The sequence below is a fragment of the Pedobacter sp. CG_S7 genome, from assembly GCF_040544395.1.
GTDB lineage: Bacteria > Bacteroidota > Bacteroidia > Sphingobacteriales > Sphingobacteriaceae > Pedobacter.
Genome location: NZ_JBEONS010000032.1, coordinates 1 through 18744, shown reverse-complemented (window position 1 = coordinate 18744; position 18744 = coordinate 1). Strand labels below are relative to the sequence as shown.

Here is an 18744-nt window from a genome sequence, read left to right as displayed (position 1 = left end):
TTCAAAATAAAGTTTTTGTCCACTACACAAACTGCTTTCGCTTCGATGCAAAGCTAATAAAAACACTTAAAAAACAGGCATTAACTTTATATAACTTTTTATTAAAGCTATATTTGAGTTTTAGATAAGAAATAATCGAACCACATGATGCAAATTAAGTCTTTGGATGAGTACAAAGAAAAGTACCAATTAAGTGTTGAGCAGCCAGAAGAATTCTGGGCTGAAATTGCCAATACCTTCCAGTGGAAGAAAAAATGGGATAAAGTGTTATCATGGAACTTCACTGAACCAAATATTAAATGGTTCGAAGGTGCTAAGTTAAATATTACAGAAAATTGCCTCGATCGTCATTTGGAGCATAATGGCGATAAGCCTGCAATTATTTGGGAATCAAATGATCCCGACAAAAGTAGCGTTACCCTTACCTATAAAATATTACACGAACAAGTTTGCCGTTTTGCAAATGTGTTAAAGAAAAACAACGTTAAAAAGGGTGATCGCATTTGTATTTATATGCCTATGGTGCCAGAATTAGCGATTGCAGTTTTAGCTTGTGCCCGAATTGGTGCAGTGCATTCTGTAGTTTTTGGTGGTTTTTCTGCTAAATCTATTGCAGACCGTATAAATGATGCGGAATGTAAATTGGTGATTACTGCTGATGGATCTTTCAGGGGAAGCAAGCAAATTCAATTGAAAGAAGTCATTGATGACGCTTTAATCGGATGCCCAACAGTAGAAAAAGTAATTGTACTGACACATACACGTACGCCAGTTTCCATGTTAAAAGGCCGCGATCTTTGGTTTGAAGATGAAATTAAACTAGTAGACACCTATTGCCCGGCAGAGGAAATGGATGCTGAAGATTTACTTTTCATCCTTTATACCTCAGGGTCAACGGGTAAGCCAAAAGGCGTGGCACATACCGTAGGTGGATACATGGTTTATACTGGTTATACCTTCTCCAATGTGTTCAACTACCAGCCTGATGAAGTATTCTTCTGCACGGCAGATATAGGATGGATTACTGGTCATTCCTATATTGTTTATGGTCCACTTTCACAAGGTGCAACCACACTGATGTTTGAAGGAATACCTACCTATCCTACACCATCACGACTTTGGGAAGTAGTAGAAAAACATAAAGTCAATATCTTATATACTGCTCCAACCGCTATCCGCTCCTTGATGAGTTTTGGTGATAAACCACTTGAAGGTGTTGATTTGAGCTCAATAAGGGTTTTAGGATCCGTTGGTGAACCTATCAATGAGGAAGCATGGCATTGGTTTGATGAGAAGATTGGGAAAGGAAATAGTCCTATTGTAGATACCTGGTGGCAAACCGAAACTGGTGGCATCATGATTTCGCCAATAGCTTTTGTTACGCCAACAAAACCTAGTTATGCAACGCTGCCTTTGCCAGGCATTCAACCTGTTTTGGTAGATGAACAAGGTAATGTGATCGAGGGAAATGGGGTGAGTGGAAATTTATGTATCAAGTTTCCATGGCCAGGTATGTTGCGTACGCTGTATAAAGACCACGAGCGCTGCAAGCTGACCTATTTCTCCACTTATAAAGAACTTTATTTTACAGGTGATGGTTGTTTGCGCGATGAGGATGGCTATTATAAAATTACAGGAAGGGTAGATGATGTGATCAATGTTTCTGGTCATAGAATTGGAACTGCAGAAGTTGAAAATGCAATCAATATGCATGCAGGTGTAGTTGAAAGTGCCGTTGTAGGTTACCCACATGATGTAAAAGGACAAGGTATCTATGCTTTTGTCATTTACCCCAATACTCATGGCGATGTAGACCTGACCCGTAAAGATATTTTACAAACGGTAACCCGTGTAATTGGAGCCATCGCTAAACCAGATAAAATTTTATTTGTGACCGGACTGCCTAAAACACGTTCCGGAAAAATTATGCGCCGTATTTTAAGGAAGATTGCTGAAGGTGATGTTTCTAATTTAGGTGACATCAGCACCCTGCTTGATCCAGGTGTGGTGGCTGAAATTGTTGTTAATTCAAAAGAACTTTAAGAAAAACAATTTTTTAGAACTGTTGTTTTATTAGCAGTCAATTGAATTATTAATCTAAATATATACTTATGGATAAGTTAGAATTAAAAGGTAAATGGAATGAAATGAAAGGTAAAGTTAAACAAGCATATGCTGACCTTACCGATGATGATTTGAAATATGAAGACGGTAAAGACGATGAATTGTATGGAAGGTTGCAGCAGAAAACTGGTAAATCTAGAGAACAAGTTATCGACTGGTTAAAAGCGCTCTAATCAATAACTAAATTTATTTTTAATAAGGTCTAATTTAAAGCAAAAAGGTCCTGGAATTTTTCCAGGACCTTTTTGCTTTAAAAAATAATTGCTTTATAAGCAATCTTGAATCCAGATTGAAGCCCAGTTTATTATCTGCAAAGTAACTGTTGATGATTCCATTTTTGGTAATATGACTGATATTGGTTTCATGAATAATAAGTTGTTAACCAAATATAATAGGATTTGGCATCAATAAGTATAATTCCTTCTAATTCTACGTAAAACTTGTATTTTTGTGTTTCTCAAAGTTTTAAGAAGAATTTATAGCGGTTAAAGACACCGTTAACAAATAGCTACCTACATGAAAAAACAACAAACAAGACCCAATATTTTAGTAGTTAACGACGATGGAATAACAGCTCCTGGCATTAAAAACCTGATACAAGTAGTTCAAAAACTTGGTAACGTGGTTGTCGTTGCACCCGATGGACCGCAATCTGGAATGGGACATGCCATCACGATAGGGAAGCCACTACGCTTCGATAAGGTAGACTTGTATGAAGGTGTAGAAATGTATAAATGTTCTGGCACACCAGTAGATTGTGTGAAAATTGCTGTAAACAAGATTTTTAAAGGCAAAAAACCTGATCTCTGCGTATCAGGTATCAACCACGGTTTAAACAACTCTATCAACGTTATTTACTCCGGTACCATGTCTGCTGCAGTAGAGGGTGCCATTGAATCCATTCCTTCTATAGGGTTTTCTTTAGATGATTTTTCGGAAGATGCAGATTTTGAACACTGCAAAAAGTATGTGCAAACCATTTGTGAGCAGGTGTTAAAACACGGTTTACCGGCAGCAACACTATTGAATGTCAACTTTCCGAGTGGGGCAGGAATTAAAGGAATAAAAATTTGCAGGCAGGCAAATGCCAAATGGGCAGAGGAGTTCGACCAGCGTATAGATCCGCATAACAGGCCATATTACTGGTTAACAGGTGTTTTTCAGAATAACGACAAAGGCGAAGATACGGATGTATGGGCATTAGATAATGGCTTCTGTTCGGTTGTTCCGGTGCAGTTTGACCTTACAGCCCACCATGCTATACCCGTTTTAAACACTTGGACTTTTGATGTTTAAGAAAATTAAAGATACAGCATGGACTGGTTTTGGCATTGGGTTATTGTTGCCAGGCATATTAGTTGGTATCACTTGGTTCATCATGCATCAGGTAGCTTATTTGGCAAAAGCAGACTTACTGTTAATAGGTTGTATTGCCATTAATGCCATTCTATTGAAATACTTTTTCAAACAGAATAAGGAAAATACAGGCAAGGGAGTTCTGAGCGCAACGTTTATCTGGGCCTTGGCTTTCTTTATTTATAAAATCCGTCAATAATGAGGTATTATTTGGTTGCTGGAGAAGCATCAGGAGATTTACATGGTGCCAATTTAATGCGCGCGTTAAAAGAGAATGATGCAGAAGCATCATTTAGGTTTTTTGGTGGCGATAAAATGTTGGCCGAGGGTGGAACATTGGTGAAACACTATTCAGATATGGCTTACATGGGCTTTGCGGAGGTGGTGGTGAACCTGCGTACCATTTTAAGAAACATGAGAACCTGTAAACAGGATATTTTAGCTCATCAGCCTGATGCTTTGATCCTGATCGATTTCCCTGGTTTTAACCTTAAAATAGCTGATTTTGCCAAGAAAAAAGGCATCAAGGTGTATTATTACATCTCTCCAAAAGTATGGGCGTGGAACCAGAAAAGGGTATTGAAAATTAAGAAGGTAGTAGATCAGCTATTTTGTATTTTACCCTTTGAGGTGGAGTTTTATAAAAGCTGGGGTATGGATGTTGATTATGTTGGAAACCCTTTGCTGGATGAAATTTCCAGGTTTAAGCCCAATCCAAATTTCCTGCAGCAAAACCTGATCACAACAAAACCTGTAATCGCTTTATTGCCCGGCAGCAGGGTACAAGAAATTGAACGGCTATTGCCGGTAATGCTCAGTTTAACCGATCGGTTGCCAGATCATCATTTTGTAATCGCTGCAGCACCGGCTTTCTCTGAAGCTTATTATCAGCAATTTATTGGCGATAAAAATGTAACGCTGGTTTTTAACCAGACTTATGACCTGCTTCATGTAGCCACAGCGGCAATTGTTGCTTCTGGTACGGCCACCTTAGAAACCGCACTTTTTAAAGTGCCGCAGGTGGTGGTTTATAAAGGCAGTGCCATTTCAATTGCCATTGCCCGTATGGTAGTTAATATCCGTTTTATTTCTTTGGTCAACCTAATCATGGATAAAAAAGTGGTAGAAGAACTGATACAGGAAGATTGCAATCCAACAATGGTTTACAGTCAATTAACGCCCTTGTTAAAAGGTGAAAAAAGGGATGCCCAATTACAGGCTTACGAAGTTTTGGCTGAAAAGATGGGTAAGCCCGGAGCTTCCGATCGGACAGCGAAACTCATTATCTCTTCTCTTCATAAAGGATAGCGTATGTTTTAGTTAATTCAAGTTCATAGCAAGGCGTGAGTTAACCTGCACCTGGTAGGGACTTCGTTTTGGTTTTCCGCAACGAGGTCCCTACGAGCTCCGAATAAGGTGCGGCTTAGCTGCGCCCTGGTTATTAAGCAAGCTTGACCTTTTCTTGTCCGAAATAGAATGGTGTTTCTAGTCGTGGAAGCCGAGGAGGGATCATCTACCATATAGAAAACCTGAGTATAATCCCCAAATTATTTAGTTATCTTTTGAAAGTAAATACTGTTTTGGTACTTTTTAAGCTGCTGCAAGCGTGTTTTAAGTAATAGACACTTTAATCCCCAGGCTTTCCAAGGCTTTAATTGTTGGTTCAGATATACCGCTATCAGTAATTACATGATCTACCTGTTCAATTCCACAAATTTTGCCGAAGCCTCTTTTTCCAAATTTGGTAGAATCTGCAAGGACAATTATTTTTTGGGAAGCGGCGATCATCTGCCTGTTAGTGTGTGCTTCCAAAGCACTTGTGGTTGTTAGGCCAAAGCCTAAATCTATTCCATCTACCCCTAGGAATAATTTGCTGCAAAAAATATCGCCGAGAATATTTTCAGAATAGGGGCCAATAACCGAAGAGGAAGATTTTCTAACCACACCGCCCAGTTGTATAATTTCTATGTTAGGTTGATGGAGTAGTTCCATGGCAACATTTAATGCAGAAGTAATTACCGTTAATGAACCTTTAGGTTGTATGTTTCGGGCTAAGGAGATTACTGAAGTTCCGGAAGCGATAATGATGGAATCGTTTTCCTCTATTAATGTAGCTGCAAGTGCACCAATACGGTTCTTCTCTGCCGATTGCAAATGTTGTTTTTCATTTACGGGCTTGTCTGCGGTATAAGGGTTGTTTAAAGTAGCACCACCATGCGTTCTGTATAAAAGATTCTTATCCTCTAAAAGTTTCAGGTCCTTACGAATCGTTACGGATGAAACATCAAGTTCTTTACATAAATTTTGAACATCTAACCTTCCATGGATTTGGATCTTGTTTAAGATAAACTGGTGCCTTTCCGCTATATTGATCATGTTTGACTAAAATTGTTGCTGCATAATATACTTATTATTTTCTTTTTAACTTCTCTTTATGTAACAATCTCATGTAATCATCAATTATTTATGTTTTTTCTTTTAGCGTACAAATATTTTTATTAGTTTCGTTTAATGGTTTCGTTTTATAAATCGAAACTTATTGAAACACTAATAAAATATAGAAGAGCATGACATTTAGCAGATCCGCATCCATAGAAGAGATAGAGCAAAACCAGGAATGGGATGTGATTATCATAGGTGGTGGTGCAACAGGATTAGGAATAGCGGTTGATTCAGCCAGCAGAGGTTATCGTACTTTATTGGTAGAGCAAAGTGATTTTGCAAAAGGCACTTCTAGCAGAAGCACTAAATTAGTGCATGGTGGCGTAAGGTACCTGGCGCAAGGTGATATTGCCCTGGTTTATGAAGCGCTGCATGAGCGGGGTCTGCTATTGAAAAATGCGCCACATCTGGTGCATGATCAGGAGTTTATTATTCCTTGTTACGATTGGAAGTCTATATTAATGTATGTAGTTGGTTTGAAATTCTATGACCTATTAGCAGGAAGAAGTGGTTTTAGGAAATCAGCCTTCTTGTCTGCGGAGAAAGTTTTAAATGCTATCCCTGGTCTTTCCAAGAACAAGCTTATTGGTGGTGTGAGTTACAGTGATGGTCAGTTTGATGATTCCAGACTGGCGATTAACCTAGCCCAAACTGCTGCTAAATTTGATGGTGTACTGCTGAACTATGTGAAGGTAAATGCGCTGACAAAAAACAGCGATGGAATGGTGACTGGTATTGATGCGAAAGATTTGGAAACTGGTAAAAACTACCAGTTAAATGCAAAAACCATTATCAATGCTACCGGGGTATTTGTCGACGATATTTTGAAAATGGATAAACCTGCCGGAAAGCCAATAGTTAGGCCAAGTCAGGGTGCACACATCGTACTCGATCAATCTTTTCTAAAAGGAAATGTTGCGCTAATGATTCCTAAAACTGATGATGGCCGCGTATTGTTTGCTGTACCATGGCATGGGAAAGTTTTAGTGGGTACTACTGATACCCCGCTGAATGAACATAGCCTAGAGCCAAAACCACTTGCTGAAGAAATAGAATTTATATTAAAAACTGCAGGTAAATACCTGGTGAAAAAACCGACACATGCGGCCATTTTGTCGGCCTTTGCAGGCCTTCGTCCACTTGCTGCCCCGGGTAAAGATACAAACAGCACTAAAGAAATTTCTCGTAGTCATAAGCTTATCGTTAGTGATTCTGGTTTAATTACCATCACTGGAGGTAAATGGACTACTTATAGAAAAATGGCAAAAGACACCATTGACAGGGCTATTGCCTTAGGGCAACAAGTTAAAGTTAAATGTATTACCGATCAGATCTTGATTCATGGGGCTGAGGGGGTAAAGGAGGAGGGGCTTTTCGCTATTTATGGGGCCGACGCTACAAAAATCAGAAAATTAATGAATGGCGAGCCGGAACTGGCTAAAGTGCTGCACCCAGATTATCCAATGGTGAAAGCAGAAGTGGTTTGGATGATCAGGAACGAGATGGCAAGAACTGTAGAGGATGTTTTGGCGCGACGGAGCAGGGTTTTGTTTTTAAATGCCGAGGGTGCTGGTAAACTGGCGCCAGCTGTAGCAACATTGATGGCAGAGGAATTAAACCGTAACGAAGCTTGGATTTCTGCTCAGTTAGGTGAATTTAATGTGCTTGTGCAACAGTATTTATTGAAATACGACCAAAAAATAGGGGCTTAAAGTAATGTTTGCTTAACATTAGCTTAATATAAAATAAAGGATCTTCGCAGCATCTTAAAAAACGAAATCATTCGAAATGCTGCATATTAAAAACAAACAAACCAAAATAAACAAAATATGAACATGAATTCTACTCAACGGCATAAGGCCGGACAATATGTAGCCGGTTTAGCGCTGTTTGTTCTTGCCTTGCAAATGCCTCAGAACACATTTGCTTCGTCTGCGGCTGTTGTTTTTCAGCAGCCAGCACAGGAAACCCTAACTATTAGGGGAACTGTAGTTGATGATGCTGATGGGCAGCCAATTCCTGGTGTAACCATTATGGACGGTCAGCGTAAAGTTTTAGGCGTTACTAGTGGAACTGGCGGTTTCCAGATAAAAGTGCCTAAAGGCAGTTCAGTTATATTTACAATGTTGGGTTATACCGAGTCTAACAGGGTAATGAGCACTAACCAAGATAACTTTTCTGTCCGATTAAAAGAATCAAGTAATGCTTTAAATGAGGTTGTAGTAACCGCTTTAGGTATTAAAAGAGAAGAAAAGGCTTTGGGTTATTCGGTTTCTACTTTGAAAACAGAAGATTTAACGAATGCCATCTCTAATAACTGGACGAACGCGCTTAGTGGTAAAGTAGCCGGTTTAAACATGATTAAATCTGGCGGCGGTCCGGCGGGTACAAATAAAATAATTCTACGTGGTGAAAATTCCCTTTCTGGAGAAAGTGAAGCCTTAATTGTTATTGATGGTATCATTACCAGCGGAAGCAGTGGCCGTTCAACAGGAACAGGAAGTTCAGCTTATTTGTCTGGAGACTCGCCAGCAGATTTTGGTAATAGTTTGGCCGATATTAATCCAGACGATATTGAAAGTGTATCAGTTTTGAAAGGTCCGGCAGCAACTGCCTTGTATGGTTCAAGAGGGGGTAATGGTGCAGTAATTATCACTACAAAATCTGGAAAACTTAACCAAAAAGGTATTGGTGTAACCATCAATTCCAACACATCTATTGAAACGATCTCCCGCTGGCCAGAATACCAAACCGAATATGGACAAGGTGATGTAGGTCAGGATCTTTATTATTCTTACCTGGCAACTGCTGATGGTAACAGTACCAGAAGCACCAGTTCTGCCTGGGGGCCAAAGTTCGACGGACAATCTTATTTTCAATATGATCCTGAAACACGCACTACCAGTGCAACTCGTTTACCTTGGGTATCTTATCCAGATAACCATAAAGACTTTTTTCAAACGGGAACAACCTTTTTGAACAGTGTAGCTTTAGATGGTGGTAATGAAAAAACATCTGCACGTTTATCCATCACTAATTTACAAAATAAGTGGATCATCCCTAACACGGGTTATAATAGAAATACAGTTGCTTTATCGCTGAGTAATAAACTAACAGATAAGTTACAAATATCGAGTAAAGTTAATTACACGAATAAATATTCAGATAATTTACCTTCAACTGGTTATAACAACCAAACCATCATGTACTTTATCAGGGGCTTAACTCCTAATATGAATATGGATTGGTTTAAAGATTATTGGTTGCCAGGTCAGGAAGGTATTGCACAAAACCGTCCCTTCAGTAGTTTGTTGGATAACCCTTATTTAATTGCCAATGAAATGTTGAATAAGTCGAACAGGAACAATGTGGTTGGAAATGTGACCGCGACTTATGATTTTTTAAAGAACTTGAGTTTAATGGTGAGAACTTCTGTTGATTTATCTTACGAAGCAAGGTCTCAGCAACGCCCTTTTAATTCTAATAAATTTGCTAATGGAATGTACCGTACTCAAAATATATACAACCAGGAAGTTAACAGTGATTTCTTGTTGCGATACAATGATAAAATAGGTTCTAAATTTGAATACAGTGTAACTGCTGGTGGAAGTAAGATGCAAAATAAATACATTAGAGACGAACTTAGAGCAGACCAGCTTTTATATCCGGATGTATTCTCTTTTTCAAACAGTAAAAATCTTGTTGTAGCCATGCCTTACCGTGCAGATTACGCAATGAATAGTTTTTACGGTATTGGGTCAGTTACTTATGATCGCTTCTTGTATTTAGATTTAACCGCAAGAAATGACTGGACCAGTATTTTAGCTACACCAACTTCCACAGAAAATGTTTCTTTCTTTTATTCTTCTGCTAGTTTAAGTGCTGTATTATCTGAAAAATTTCAGTTGCCTGAGCAGATTTCTTTTCTGAAATTAAGAGCATCCTTAGCTAATGCGGGAAGTGGAACAACCAAGCCTTACCAAACCGCTTATGTTTATGGTCCTGGTGCTTTTCCTGGAAGTCTTGAAAATCCAACCGTCATTCCAAATGCTAACCTTAGGCCACTTATGACCACTAGTTATGAGTTAGGAGTAGATTTACGTTTGTTTAAAAGTCGTTTAGGTTTAGATGTTACTGTATATCAAAATGATACTAAAGATCAAATCATCCCTTCGCGTATTGATAATGCTTCAGGTTATACTGCAACCATTTTAAACGTAGGTAAAGTTACCAATAAAGGATTAGAGATACAGGTTAATGGTGAACCATTTAAAAATAAAAACGGTTTCAACATGAATGTTTTCGGAACCTTTTCTGTTAATGAGAACAGAGTTATAGAACTGGCAGATAGTGTTGGTTCTTTAGTCTTATCTTCTGGACCGAGAGGAACAATTGAAGCACGGGTTGGTGGTGCAATGGGAGATATTTATGGCTTAGGTTACCTTAGGTCTCCTGAAGGTCAGATTGTATATGAAAATGGCTATCCGTTAATGGGCCAGAACACTCAATATTTAGGGAACTCTACCGCACGCTTCAAAACAAGTTTAGGTGCCGGTTTTGGTTACAAAAAATTCAAATTGAACGTATTGTTTGATGCACAGTTTGGTGGTAAAGCTTACTCGCTGACCCATGCTGTTCTTGCAGAAGAAGGGAAACTAAAAAAGACACTTCCCGGCAGAGAGAATGGTATAATTGGAAATGGTGTAGTGTTAAATGCTGATGGCACTTATAGTCCGAATACGGTTATCGCAACAAGTGCTGGTGCTTATTATAAAGCACATTATGTGCGTGATAACGTAGAATCAAATATTTTCAGTACTGATTATATCAAGTTCAGAGAAGCAAGATTAGATTATACTTTCAGTCCAAAATTCTTAAAAAGAGTGGGTTTACAAAAAGGTACTATCGGGGTTTATGGGCGTGATTTATTCATGTTTACTAATTGGCCGGCCTTTGATCCTGAAGTGGGAACAATTGGTAGTGGAGGCGACATTACTGCTGGTTTTGAAACTGGTCAATTCCCCTCTACCAGAACATTTGGTTTAAACATTACCATTGGTATTTAACATTAAGATTTAAAGATTATGAATTTAAGATATAAGACATTCATTTTGTTCGTTACTTCTGCTATCCTGGTAACAACATCATGTAAAAAGGATTTCAAAGAGATTAACACTGATCCAAATAGGAGCGCAGCCGCTTTGCCGGAGGCCTTGTTAACACCAGCGCTATGGGATGTGGTTACCCGTAATAATAACAGAGCGTTGCGCTTGAATAATGAACTTATGCAAGACCATGTGACCACTTCAGATGGAGATGAAATTCATCGCTATGTGATCCGTCCGGGAGAGTCTGATTACATGTGGAACAATTGGTACCAGCAATTGACCAATTTTAAAGACATGTATACACGTTCTGAAGATTTGAACAATCAAACATTTATGGGCATTGCGCTAATTTGCGATGTCTATGTGAGTTCACTGCTTACTGATACTTTTGGCGATGTGCCTTATAGTGATGCAAACAAAGGAAAGGACGGGGTTTACCAGCCTAAGTTTGATACCCAAGAGAGCATTTATATGTCGTTGTTCAAGAAGTTAGAGGAAGCCAATACTTTACTTGCAACAGGTAATGCATTAACATTAGAGCAAATTGCTTATGATCCTATTTACGGAAGAAACCTTCCTGCTGGTACAACTGCAGCTAATGGATCACCAATTGTAATTAACAACTGGCGTAAATTTGGTAACTCCATGTATTTGCGTTTATTGTTGCGTGCATCAGCAAGACAAGAATCAGGTGCAGTAGCTAAAATACAAGAAGTGGTCACCAACCCAACAACCTATCCGATTTTTACGAGTAATTTAGAGTCGGCTGTGGTAAGGTATACCACTACGCCACCTTATACCTCTGCATTTTTCACTTACAGAGCTTTTGATTTTAATGGTAATAATGGCTTAAGTGAGTTTTTCATCAACACATTAAACGGATGGAATGACCCTAGAAGGGAATTATGGGCTAGCATAGATGGAGGTACTTATATTGGTATTGCAAGTGGCTATCCACGCGGACAAGTACCTGAAAGAAGGTCTGCCTATGTACCTGCTTTAATGAATGAGCCGCTATTGGGAAATATTATGAATTATCCAGAACTTCAGTTTATTTTAGCAGAAGCTGCATTGAAAGGGTATATCCCTGGTGATGCTAAAAATTATTATGAAACTGGTGTAACCAATGCGATTACTTTTTGGGGGCTTGCAGTGCCAGCAAATCAGTTGACTAATCAGGAAATTATCTGGAATGCTGCAGAGAGTACTGACATTAAAATGGAAAAAATTCATTTGCAAAAATATTACACTTTGTTTTTTACAGATTTTCAGCAATGGTTTGAGCACAGAAGAACTGGGCACCCATTTCTTCCTAAAGGTGCAGGTTTGCAAAATGGTGGCGTAATGCCTTCAAGGTTTAATTACCCGGTTTATGTGCAGTCGTTAAACGCTGCTAATTACACTGCTGCTTTGGGTGTATTTGGAGCCGATGATTTGAATACAAAAATGTGGTGGAACAAATAAGCACTATAGAAAATCAGATATGAAAAAGATATATACAGTAATTACCGCACTGTTAATGTGTGGTTTAGTGTTCAATGCCTGTAAAAAAGATGTTAATCCTTCCTTAGGAAAATTAAATTCTTTTGCAGCATTGTATAAAGTTAAAAATGCTTATAAGGGCGTAGATGTTAAACTTAGCCCTGACCTTATGGGAGGTGCACAATTTACCGGTGGGGTGGTGATCTCTAATTTGACCGGAAATAATTTCCCTAAAGGTGGACTGGTGATTCAAAACGCTGACAGAGGACAGGTTCGTGGAGTTTTAATTGATTTGGGTGATGCCGTAATTCCATTTTTACCCGGAGATTCGGTGGTAGTGGATGTTTCTGGCGGAACTTTAAGCAAAGTTCAAAACTCTTTACACCTAAAGGGGCTATCTCTGGCTAACATTACCAAAATCAGTTCAAATAATAAGGTAACGGCAAGAACTGTAGCATTGGGTGTGCTTACTACCAATTTTGAGCAATATGAGTATACTTTACTTAAGTTGATTGCAGATACTAAGCCGTTGCCGGTTACGGGTGAAACTTATGCAGGTAATAAAATGCTGGATGATGGTTCAGGAAGTACTGTTGTATTGCATACCCAAGCTGAGGCGTTGTTTGCAGAAAATTCATTGCCTGCCAGTGCAAGCTATACTGTGATTCCTATGTTTGGAAGTGAGGGTGGTGGATATGGAACTGTGCAACAAGTAAGGTTGAGAACGGAGGCAGATGTACAAAATGCCAGCGGTCCAATTTATCCAAATTGGCCTGAAAGTTTTGAAACACCAGATCAACCTTTTAAAGGATCTTATAACATGAATACCGTAGAAGTTCCAGATAATAATGTGGAGTTGAAAACTGGTAATTGGAAATTATTTCAGTCCATATTGTCAAATACAACTGGTAGAGACCGGTTTAATCCGCCAGGAACGCAAGCTATCAGGATGCAACAGAATCTTTCTGTATCTGCTTACCTCCAAATGAATTTTGATTTGAAAAATGGCGCCTCAAAAGTGACCTTGTGGCATGGTGCTTATTATACAGATGCCGTGAGTACTTTCAGACTTGAATATTCTACTGATGAAGGAACAACATGGATTGCTGCAGGTCCAGATGTAGTATGTGCAAGTAGAGGTTCTAAACAAGAAACTTACTTGTTAAATATTAAAGGTAAAGTAAGGTTTAGGGTTAATAAATTAGGTCTAGGTACTACTAGTATTCCTAGAGTTTATAATGGCAGAATGTCTATTGAAGATATCGCCATCTATTCTAATTAATAGTTGTCTGGATGGTAATGAGCCATCCAGACTTTCTTTTTAATTTTAAATGCGTATGAATCATTTTATAAAAAAATAACGCCATTTTTAAAGATTATCAGGCTTATAACAATAAGTTAAAAGTTACATTCAATTAATATTATATGAATAGACGGGCATTTATACAAAGGTTTGGTTTAATTACTGGTGGCGCATTTATAAGTTTACAATCTAACGCATTTGATGGGCTTGTCCGCGATAAAAAAATTAGCGGAAGGGTGTTTTCCAATAATAGAGGCATAGCTAACGTCGTAATATCGGACGGTTATACAGTTGTTATTACGGATGAAAAAGGTAAATATACGCTAACGCCACATGAAAAGGCTACTAACTTGTTTATGAGTACTCCTGCCGGTTATGAGTTTAAAACCGATTATCAGGTGGCCAGGCAATATGAAAAGTTAGGTAGCAGGAATAAATACGACTTTAATCTTGTTCCATTAAAAAAAGCTGACGATGAGCATACTTTTATAATCTGGGCAGATCCACAAGTAAAGAATAAAAAAGATGTAAAGCAAATGATGGAGACTTCTGTTCCTGATGTTCAGGAACTGGTAAAGTCGATGGGAAAGGATGCATTAATACACGGCATTTGTGTAGGAGATATTGTTTGGGATAACCTTCCTTTATTTGAAGATTACAACCAGGCTGTTGCCCTGATGGGAATTCCTTTTTTCCAGGCTTTGGGAAACCATGATATGAATTACAGAAATGGAGGCGATGAAACCTCGGATATTACCTTCAAAGAGGTGTATGGACCTACTTATTATTCCTTCAACAGGGGTAAGGCACATTATGTCGTATTAGATAATGTTAGGTACCTGGGTACGGAAAGGAATTATGATGGTTATATTTCTGAAGCGCAATTAAGCTGGTTGGCGAAAGACCTAGAATACGTAAAGAAAGATGCTCTAGTGATATTGAATTTACATATTCCGGTACATAATTCAGTTAAAAATAATGCGGATTTATATGCCATTTTAGCGGATTATAAAAATGTGCATATCATGTCTGGCCATACACATTACAATAAAAATGTAATCAGTAATGGCATTTTTGAGCATAACCATGGAACTGTTTGTGGCGCATGGTGGACAGGGCCGGTTTGCGAAGATGGCACTCCTAGGGGCTATGGCGTTTATGAAGTAAAGGGTACTGCCCTTAGCTGGTTTTATAAATCGACAGGAATTGCTAAAGAAAACCAAATTAGTATTTTCGTAGAAAAATTAACTAACCAGCTGCGTCTGGTGGCAAATGTGTGGAATTATGACCCAGAATGGAAAGTGACTTATTTTCTGGATGATAAGGAGATGGGGGACATGGAAAATCAAAAAGGATATGACCCACTTGCTGTAAAATTATATAAGGGTGCAGAACTTCCCGTAGGCAGAACTTTCCCGGAGCCAAGAAAAACAGAACATTTGTTTGTTGCCCATTTTGATCCTTCGGTTAAAAAAGTAAGGGTTGAAGCCACGGACCGCTTTGGTGAAAAATTTATGACAGAAGTACAAGCTTAAAAATATAAGATGAAACTATCCATGATCGTTTCATCACCTTTGAAAAACAAATTATATAGCAATGAAAAAAATAATTTATTTAGCTGGGGGAATGGCTTTAATGAGTCTTTTTTCCTGCAAAAGTCAAAAAGGAATTAATTCGGTTAATGCTGTAGCTTTTCCAGAATTTAGTTCAGAAGCTCACCGAGGCGGGAGAGGTTTGATGCCTGAAAATACGATTATCGCCATGAGACATGCGATAGACCTGGGGGTTACAACTTTAGAAATGGATACCCATGTTACTTTAGATAATGAGGTTGTTGTTTCTCATGATGAATACCTGAACGCCTTGTTTACAAAAACGCCAGAAGGTGGAGAAATTACTAAAGCAACGCAAAAGAACTATATCATCTATAAAATGAAATATGCTGAACTGCGTAAATTTGATGTGGGTACTAAATTCTATGCTGCCTTCCCTGAACAGCAAAAGGTTAATACCTATATTCCTCGTTTAGGAGATTTAATTGATTCTGTACAAAACTATTTGAAAGCGAATAATAAAAAACAGGTATTTTATAACATAGAAACGAAATCAAGTGCTAAGGATGATGGTAGTTATAATCCTGATCCGGAAACATTTGTGAAGTTATTAATGGATGTGATTGAGAAAAAGAAAATCACTCCTTTTGTTGTTATCCAATCTTTCGATAAACGTACTATCCAATTGATTCATAAAAAATATCCTGGTGTAAGGACATCTTATCTTGTCAGCAATAATCAAACTTTTGAAGAGCATATTAAAGAATTGGGTTACAAGCCCTTTATTTATAGTCCGGCTTATAAGTTAGTTACGGCAGAACTTGTAAAAAAATGCCATGATCAGCAGATTAAAATCATACCATGGACAGCCAATTCAAAAGAAGCTATCGAAAACCTGCGAAATTTGAAGGTAGATGGAATCATCACCGATTACCCAAATTTATTTGTCGACTAAAACAGTTTCTGGATTTTAGTAAAACAATTACAAACTAACCAAATAAATGAGTTTTAAATTATTTCAACCTTCACCACATAAAGAACTTCTACCTGCAAACCGCATAGATCCGGAGTATAAAAAAAACAGGAACAAAGTGTTTTTGGGTATATTTATAGGTTATGCGGGTTATTACCTGGTACGCAAGAACTTTACATTGGCTATGCCAGACTTAATAGCCCTTGGCTATTCAAAGGCAGAACTTGGTATTGCGTTATCAGGGGTGTCTATTGCTTACGGATTAAGTAAGTTTTTAATGGGAAATGTATCTGACAGAAGTAATGCACGTATTTTTTTAACCTTCGGTCTCATTTTTTCAGCATTTACCATGATTTTTATGGGGGTAGTACCTTTCGCTACTTCTTCCATTACCATCATGTTCATTCTCTTATTTATCAATGGATGGTTCCAGGGTATGGGATGGCCACCTTGCGGAAGGGTAGTGGTACATTGGTATTCGGTGAGAGAACGGGGTACAATGATGTCGATTTGGAATGTGGCCCATAATGTGGGTGGTGGTCTGGTTGGCCCTATTGCAATTTTGGCGATAGAGATTTTTGCCGACTGGCATAGTAAGCTTTATTTCCCGGGTTTAATTGCACTGGTGTTTGCTGCCCTTGCCTACATACTCGTTAGAGATACTCCACAGTCTTGTGGCTTACCCCCAATTGAGGAATATAAAAATGATTATCCAAAAAACTATAGTGCAGATCATGAAAAAGAGTTGACTGCCAGGGAGATCTTCTTCAAATATGTATTCAATAACAGAATGCTTTGGTATATTGCTTTTGCAAATGCTTTTGTCTACCTGGTAAGGTATGGTATTTTAGACTGGTCACCTACTTTTTTAAAGGAAGCAAAGGGTTTCTCTTTGAATGAATCGGGATGGGCTTATTTTCTATATGAATATGCAGGCATACCTGGAACATTGCTTTGCGGCGTATTGAGCGATAAGGTTTTTAAGGGTAGAAGGGCGCCGGCAATTATTATCTATATGGCATTGGTAACGATTGCTGTATTGGTGTATTGGAAAAATCCTCCTGGGAATGTTTGGATAGACAATGCTGCATTGATTGCTATCGGATTTCTGATTTATGGACCTGTAATGCTAATTGGTGTACAAGCATTGGATTTAGTACCTAAAAAAGCAGCAGGAACAGCTGCAGGATTAACCGGTTTATTTGGCTATATGGGTGGTGCCTTATTTGCTAATATTGCTATTGGTTATGTTGTGGATGCCTGGGGCTGGGATGGTGGCTTTAAAGTGATTGTTGCCGCATGTTTATTGTCGATTGTTTTTACTGCTTTTACCTGGAACAGAGAAAAAAGAAGTTTAACAGGCCATTAAATTATAATTATTAAAAGCTATGTTTATAGTCGCTTCAATTTGTTTATTATTAGCTATAGATCAATTTTAATAATTTGATGTTATTGATTACTTCACCATTAAAAACTTAAATATATTAATGAAAACCATATTCAATAAAATTCTCTTAGTTACAGGTGCTGCACTTATTGCGATCACTTTTCAAGTAAAAGCACAAACTATAAGTTATGACACGACTTTTAGACCTGGAAATTATGCTGCTAAAATAGCAGAATTTAAACGTACACCGATTGCCAAAAAGGACTATGTATTTTTAGGTAACAGTATTACTGCTGGGGGTAACTGGTCGAAGTTGCTGGATCTTCCCAATGCGCAGAATCGCGGTATCTCTGGTGATATTACCTATGGGGTGCTGGAGCGGTTGGATGAGATCATTGCAGGAAAACCTTCCAAAATATTTGTATTGATTGGTATCAACGATGTTTCAAGGAATATTCCTGACAGTTTAATATTGGCGAATTATAAAAAAATGATCAATCGTGTAAAGCATGGATCAAAGAAAACAAAGATTTATTTCTATACGCTGCTACCTGTAAATAGTTCATTTGCGAAGTTCAAAAACCACTATGGTAAGGATGAACATATTTTATGGCTGAATAAGGAGATTAAAAAACTGGCAGATAAAAAGGTGACCATCATAGATCTTTATACTGTTTTCTCAGATACTGACCATCATTTGAAGGCAGAATTGACAAAAGATGGCTTGCATTTATTGCCTGCCGGATACCAGGTCTGGGTAGATTTTTTGAAGAGTGGGAAGTACTTAAAGTAAAGTATACTAATATAGAATTTTTGATAACAGAACACCAAAATGATATAATGTCGTTTTGGTGTTCTTTTTTGATTTTTCAATTCGATAGAATGAATTTTTTAATTCTCCATTTTTGATTCCTTAATCTTAAGTAACTACTCAGGTACCTCTATGATGAAGCAATAGTCAAGAAAGCATTTAAGATGGCCTGCTCATTTTTCTTGCAGGTGTCGGTAATAGAACG

14 protein-coding genes are annotated in these 18744 nt (G+C 38.1%); 13 read left to right on the top strand and 1 reads right to left on the bottom strand.

The window, feature by feature from the left end:
• Window positions 1-147 precede the first annotated feature (147 nt).
• From acs to lpxB, 5 genes are all read left to right on the top strand, one after another.
• Window positions 148-2043 (top strand): acetate--CoA ligase, encoded by a 1896-nt coding sequence (gene acs, locus AAKU52_RS14160; RefSeq protein WP_354334668.1) that lies wholly within the window; start codon window positions 148-150, stop codon window positions 2041-2043.
• A 68-nt stretch (window positions 2044-2111) separates the two neighbouring features.
• Window positions 2112-2297 (top strand): CsbD family protein, encoded by a 186-nt coding sequence (locus AAKU52_RS14155; protein WP_354334633.1) that lies wholly within the window; start codon window positions 2112-2114, stop codon window positions 2295-2297.
• A gap of 343 nt (window positions 2298-2640) precedes the next feature.
• A complete protein-coding gene (gene surE, locus AAKU52_RS14150; RefSeq protein ID WP_354334631.1) occupies window positions 2641-3420 on the top strand; it encodes a 5'/3'-nucleotidase SurE in 780 nt (259 codons plus the stop codon).
• Window positions 3413-3679 (top strand): stationary phase survival protein SurE, encoded by a 267-nt coding sequence (locus AAKU52_RS14145; protein ID WP_354334629.1) that lies wholly within the window; start codon window positions 3413-3415, stop codon window positions 3677-3679. The genes surE and AAKU52_RS14145 overlap by 8 nt, the downstream gene beginning before the upstream one ends.
• Window positions 3679-4788 (top strand): lipid-A-disaccharide synthase, encoded by a 1110-nt coding sequence (gene lpxB, locus AAKU52_RS14140; protein WP_354334627.1) that lies wholly within the window; start codon window positions 3679-3681, stop codon window positions 4786-4788. Before AAKU52_RS14145 ends, lpxB begins: the two co-directional genes overlap by 1 nt.
• A gap of 303 nt (window positions 4789-5091) precedes the next feature.
• On the opposite strand, the gene AAKU52_RS14135 is transcribed toward lpxB, so the two are convergent.
• Window positions 5092-5856 (bottom strand): DeoR/GlpR family DNA-binding transcription regulator, encoded by a 765-nt coding sequence (locus AAKU52_RS14135; RefSeq protein WP_354334626.1) that lies wholly within the window; start codon window positions 5854-5856, stop codon window positions 5092-5094.
• A gap of 191 nt (window positions 5857-6047) precedes the next feature.
• On the opposite strand from AAKU52_RS14135, the gene AAKU52_RS14130 reads away from it, so the two are divergent.
• The 8 genes from AAKU52_RS14130 (at window position 6048) to AAKU52_RS14095 (ending at window position 18521) form a co-directional block, all read left to right on the top strand.
• On the top strand, window positions 6048-7634 hold the full coding sequence (locus AAKU52_RS14130) for a glycerol-3-phosphate dehydrogenase/oxidase (RefSeq protein ID WP_354334624.1): 1587 nt from the start codon (window positions 6048-6050) through the stop codon (window positions 7632-7634).
• 123 nt (window positions 7635-7757) lie between these two features.
• Complete coding sequence (locus AAKU52_RS14125) at window positions 7758-10988, top strand: SusC/RagA family TonB-linked outer membrane protein (RefSeq protein WP_354334622.1); 3231 nt, start codon at window positions 7758-7760, stop codon at window positions 10986-10988.
• Window positions 10989-11006: 18 nt separating this feature from the next.
• The gene (locus AAKU52_RS14120; protein WP_354334620.1) at window positions 11007-12494 is read left to right on the top strand and encodes a SusD/RagB family nutrient-binding outer membrane lipoprotein; all 1488 of its coding nucleotides are present in this window, start codon (window positions 11007-11009) and stop codon (window positions 12492-12494) included.
• Window positions 12495-12513: 19 nt separating this feature from the next.
• Window positions 12514-13794 carry a DUF5689 domain-containing protein gene (locus AAKU52_RS14115; RefSeq protein ID WP_354334618.1) on the top strand — a complete coding sequence of 427 codons (1281 nt, stop codon included), beginning with the start codon at window positions 12514-12516 and terminating at the stop codon, window positions 13792-13794.
• 143 nt (window positions 13795-13937) lie between these two features.
• Window positions 13938-15350, top strand: coding sequence for a calcineurin-like phosphoesterase C-terminal domain-containing protein (locus AAKU52_RS14110; RefSeq protein ID WP_354334616.1), 1413 nt, complete (start codon window positions 13938-13940; stop codon window positions 15348-15350).
• A 61-nt stretch (window positions 15351-15411) separates the two neighbouring features.
• Entirely contained in the window at window positions 15412-16323 is a 912-nt protein-coding gene (locus AAKU52_RS14105; protein WP_354334614.1) for a glycerophosphodiester phosphodiesterase family protein, read from the top strand.
• Window positions 16324-16369: 46 nt separating this feature from the next.
• Entirely contained in the window at window positions 16370-17710 is a 1341-nt protein-coding gene (gene glpT, locus AAKU52_RS14100; protein ID WP_354334611.1) for a glycerol-3-phosphate transporter, read from the top strand.
• 118 nt (window positions 17711-17828) lie between these two features.
• Window positions 17829-18521 (top strand): GDSL-type esterase/lipase family protein, encoded by a 693-nt coding sequence (locus tag AAKU52_RS14095; RefSeq protein WP_354334609.1) that lies wholly within the window; start codon window positions 17829-17831, stop codon window positions 18519-18521.
• Window positions 18522-18744 lie beyond the last annotated feature (223 nt).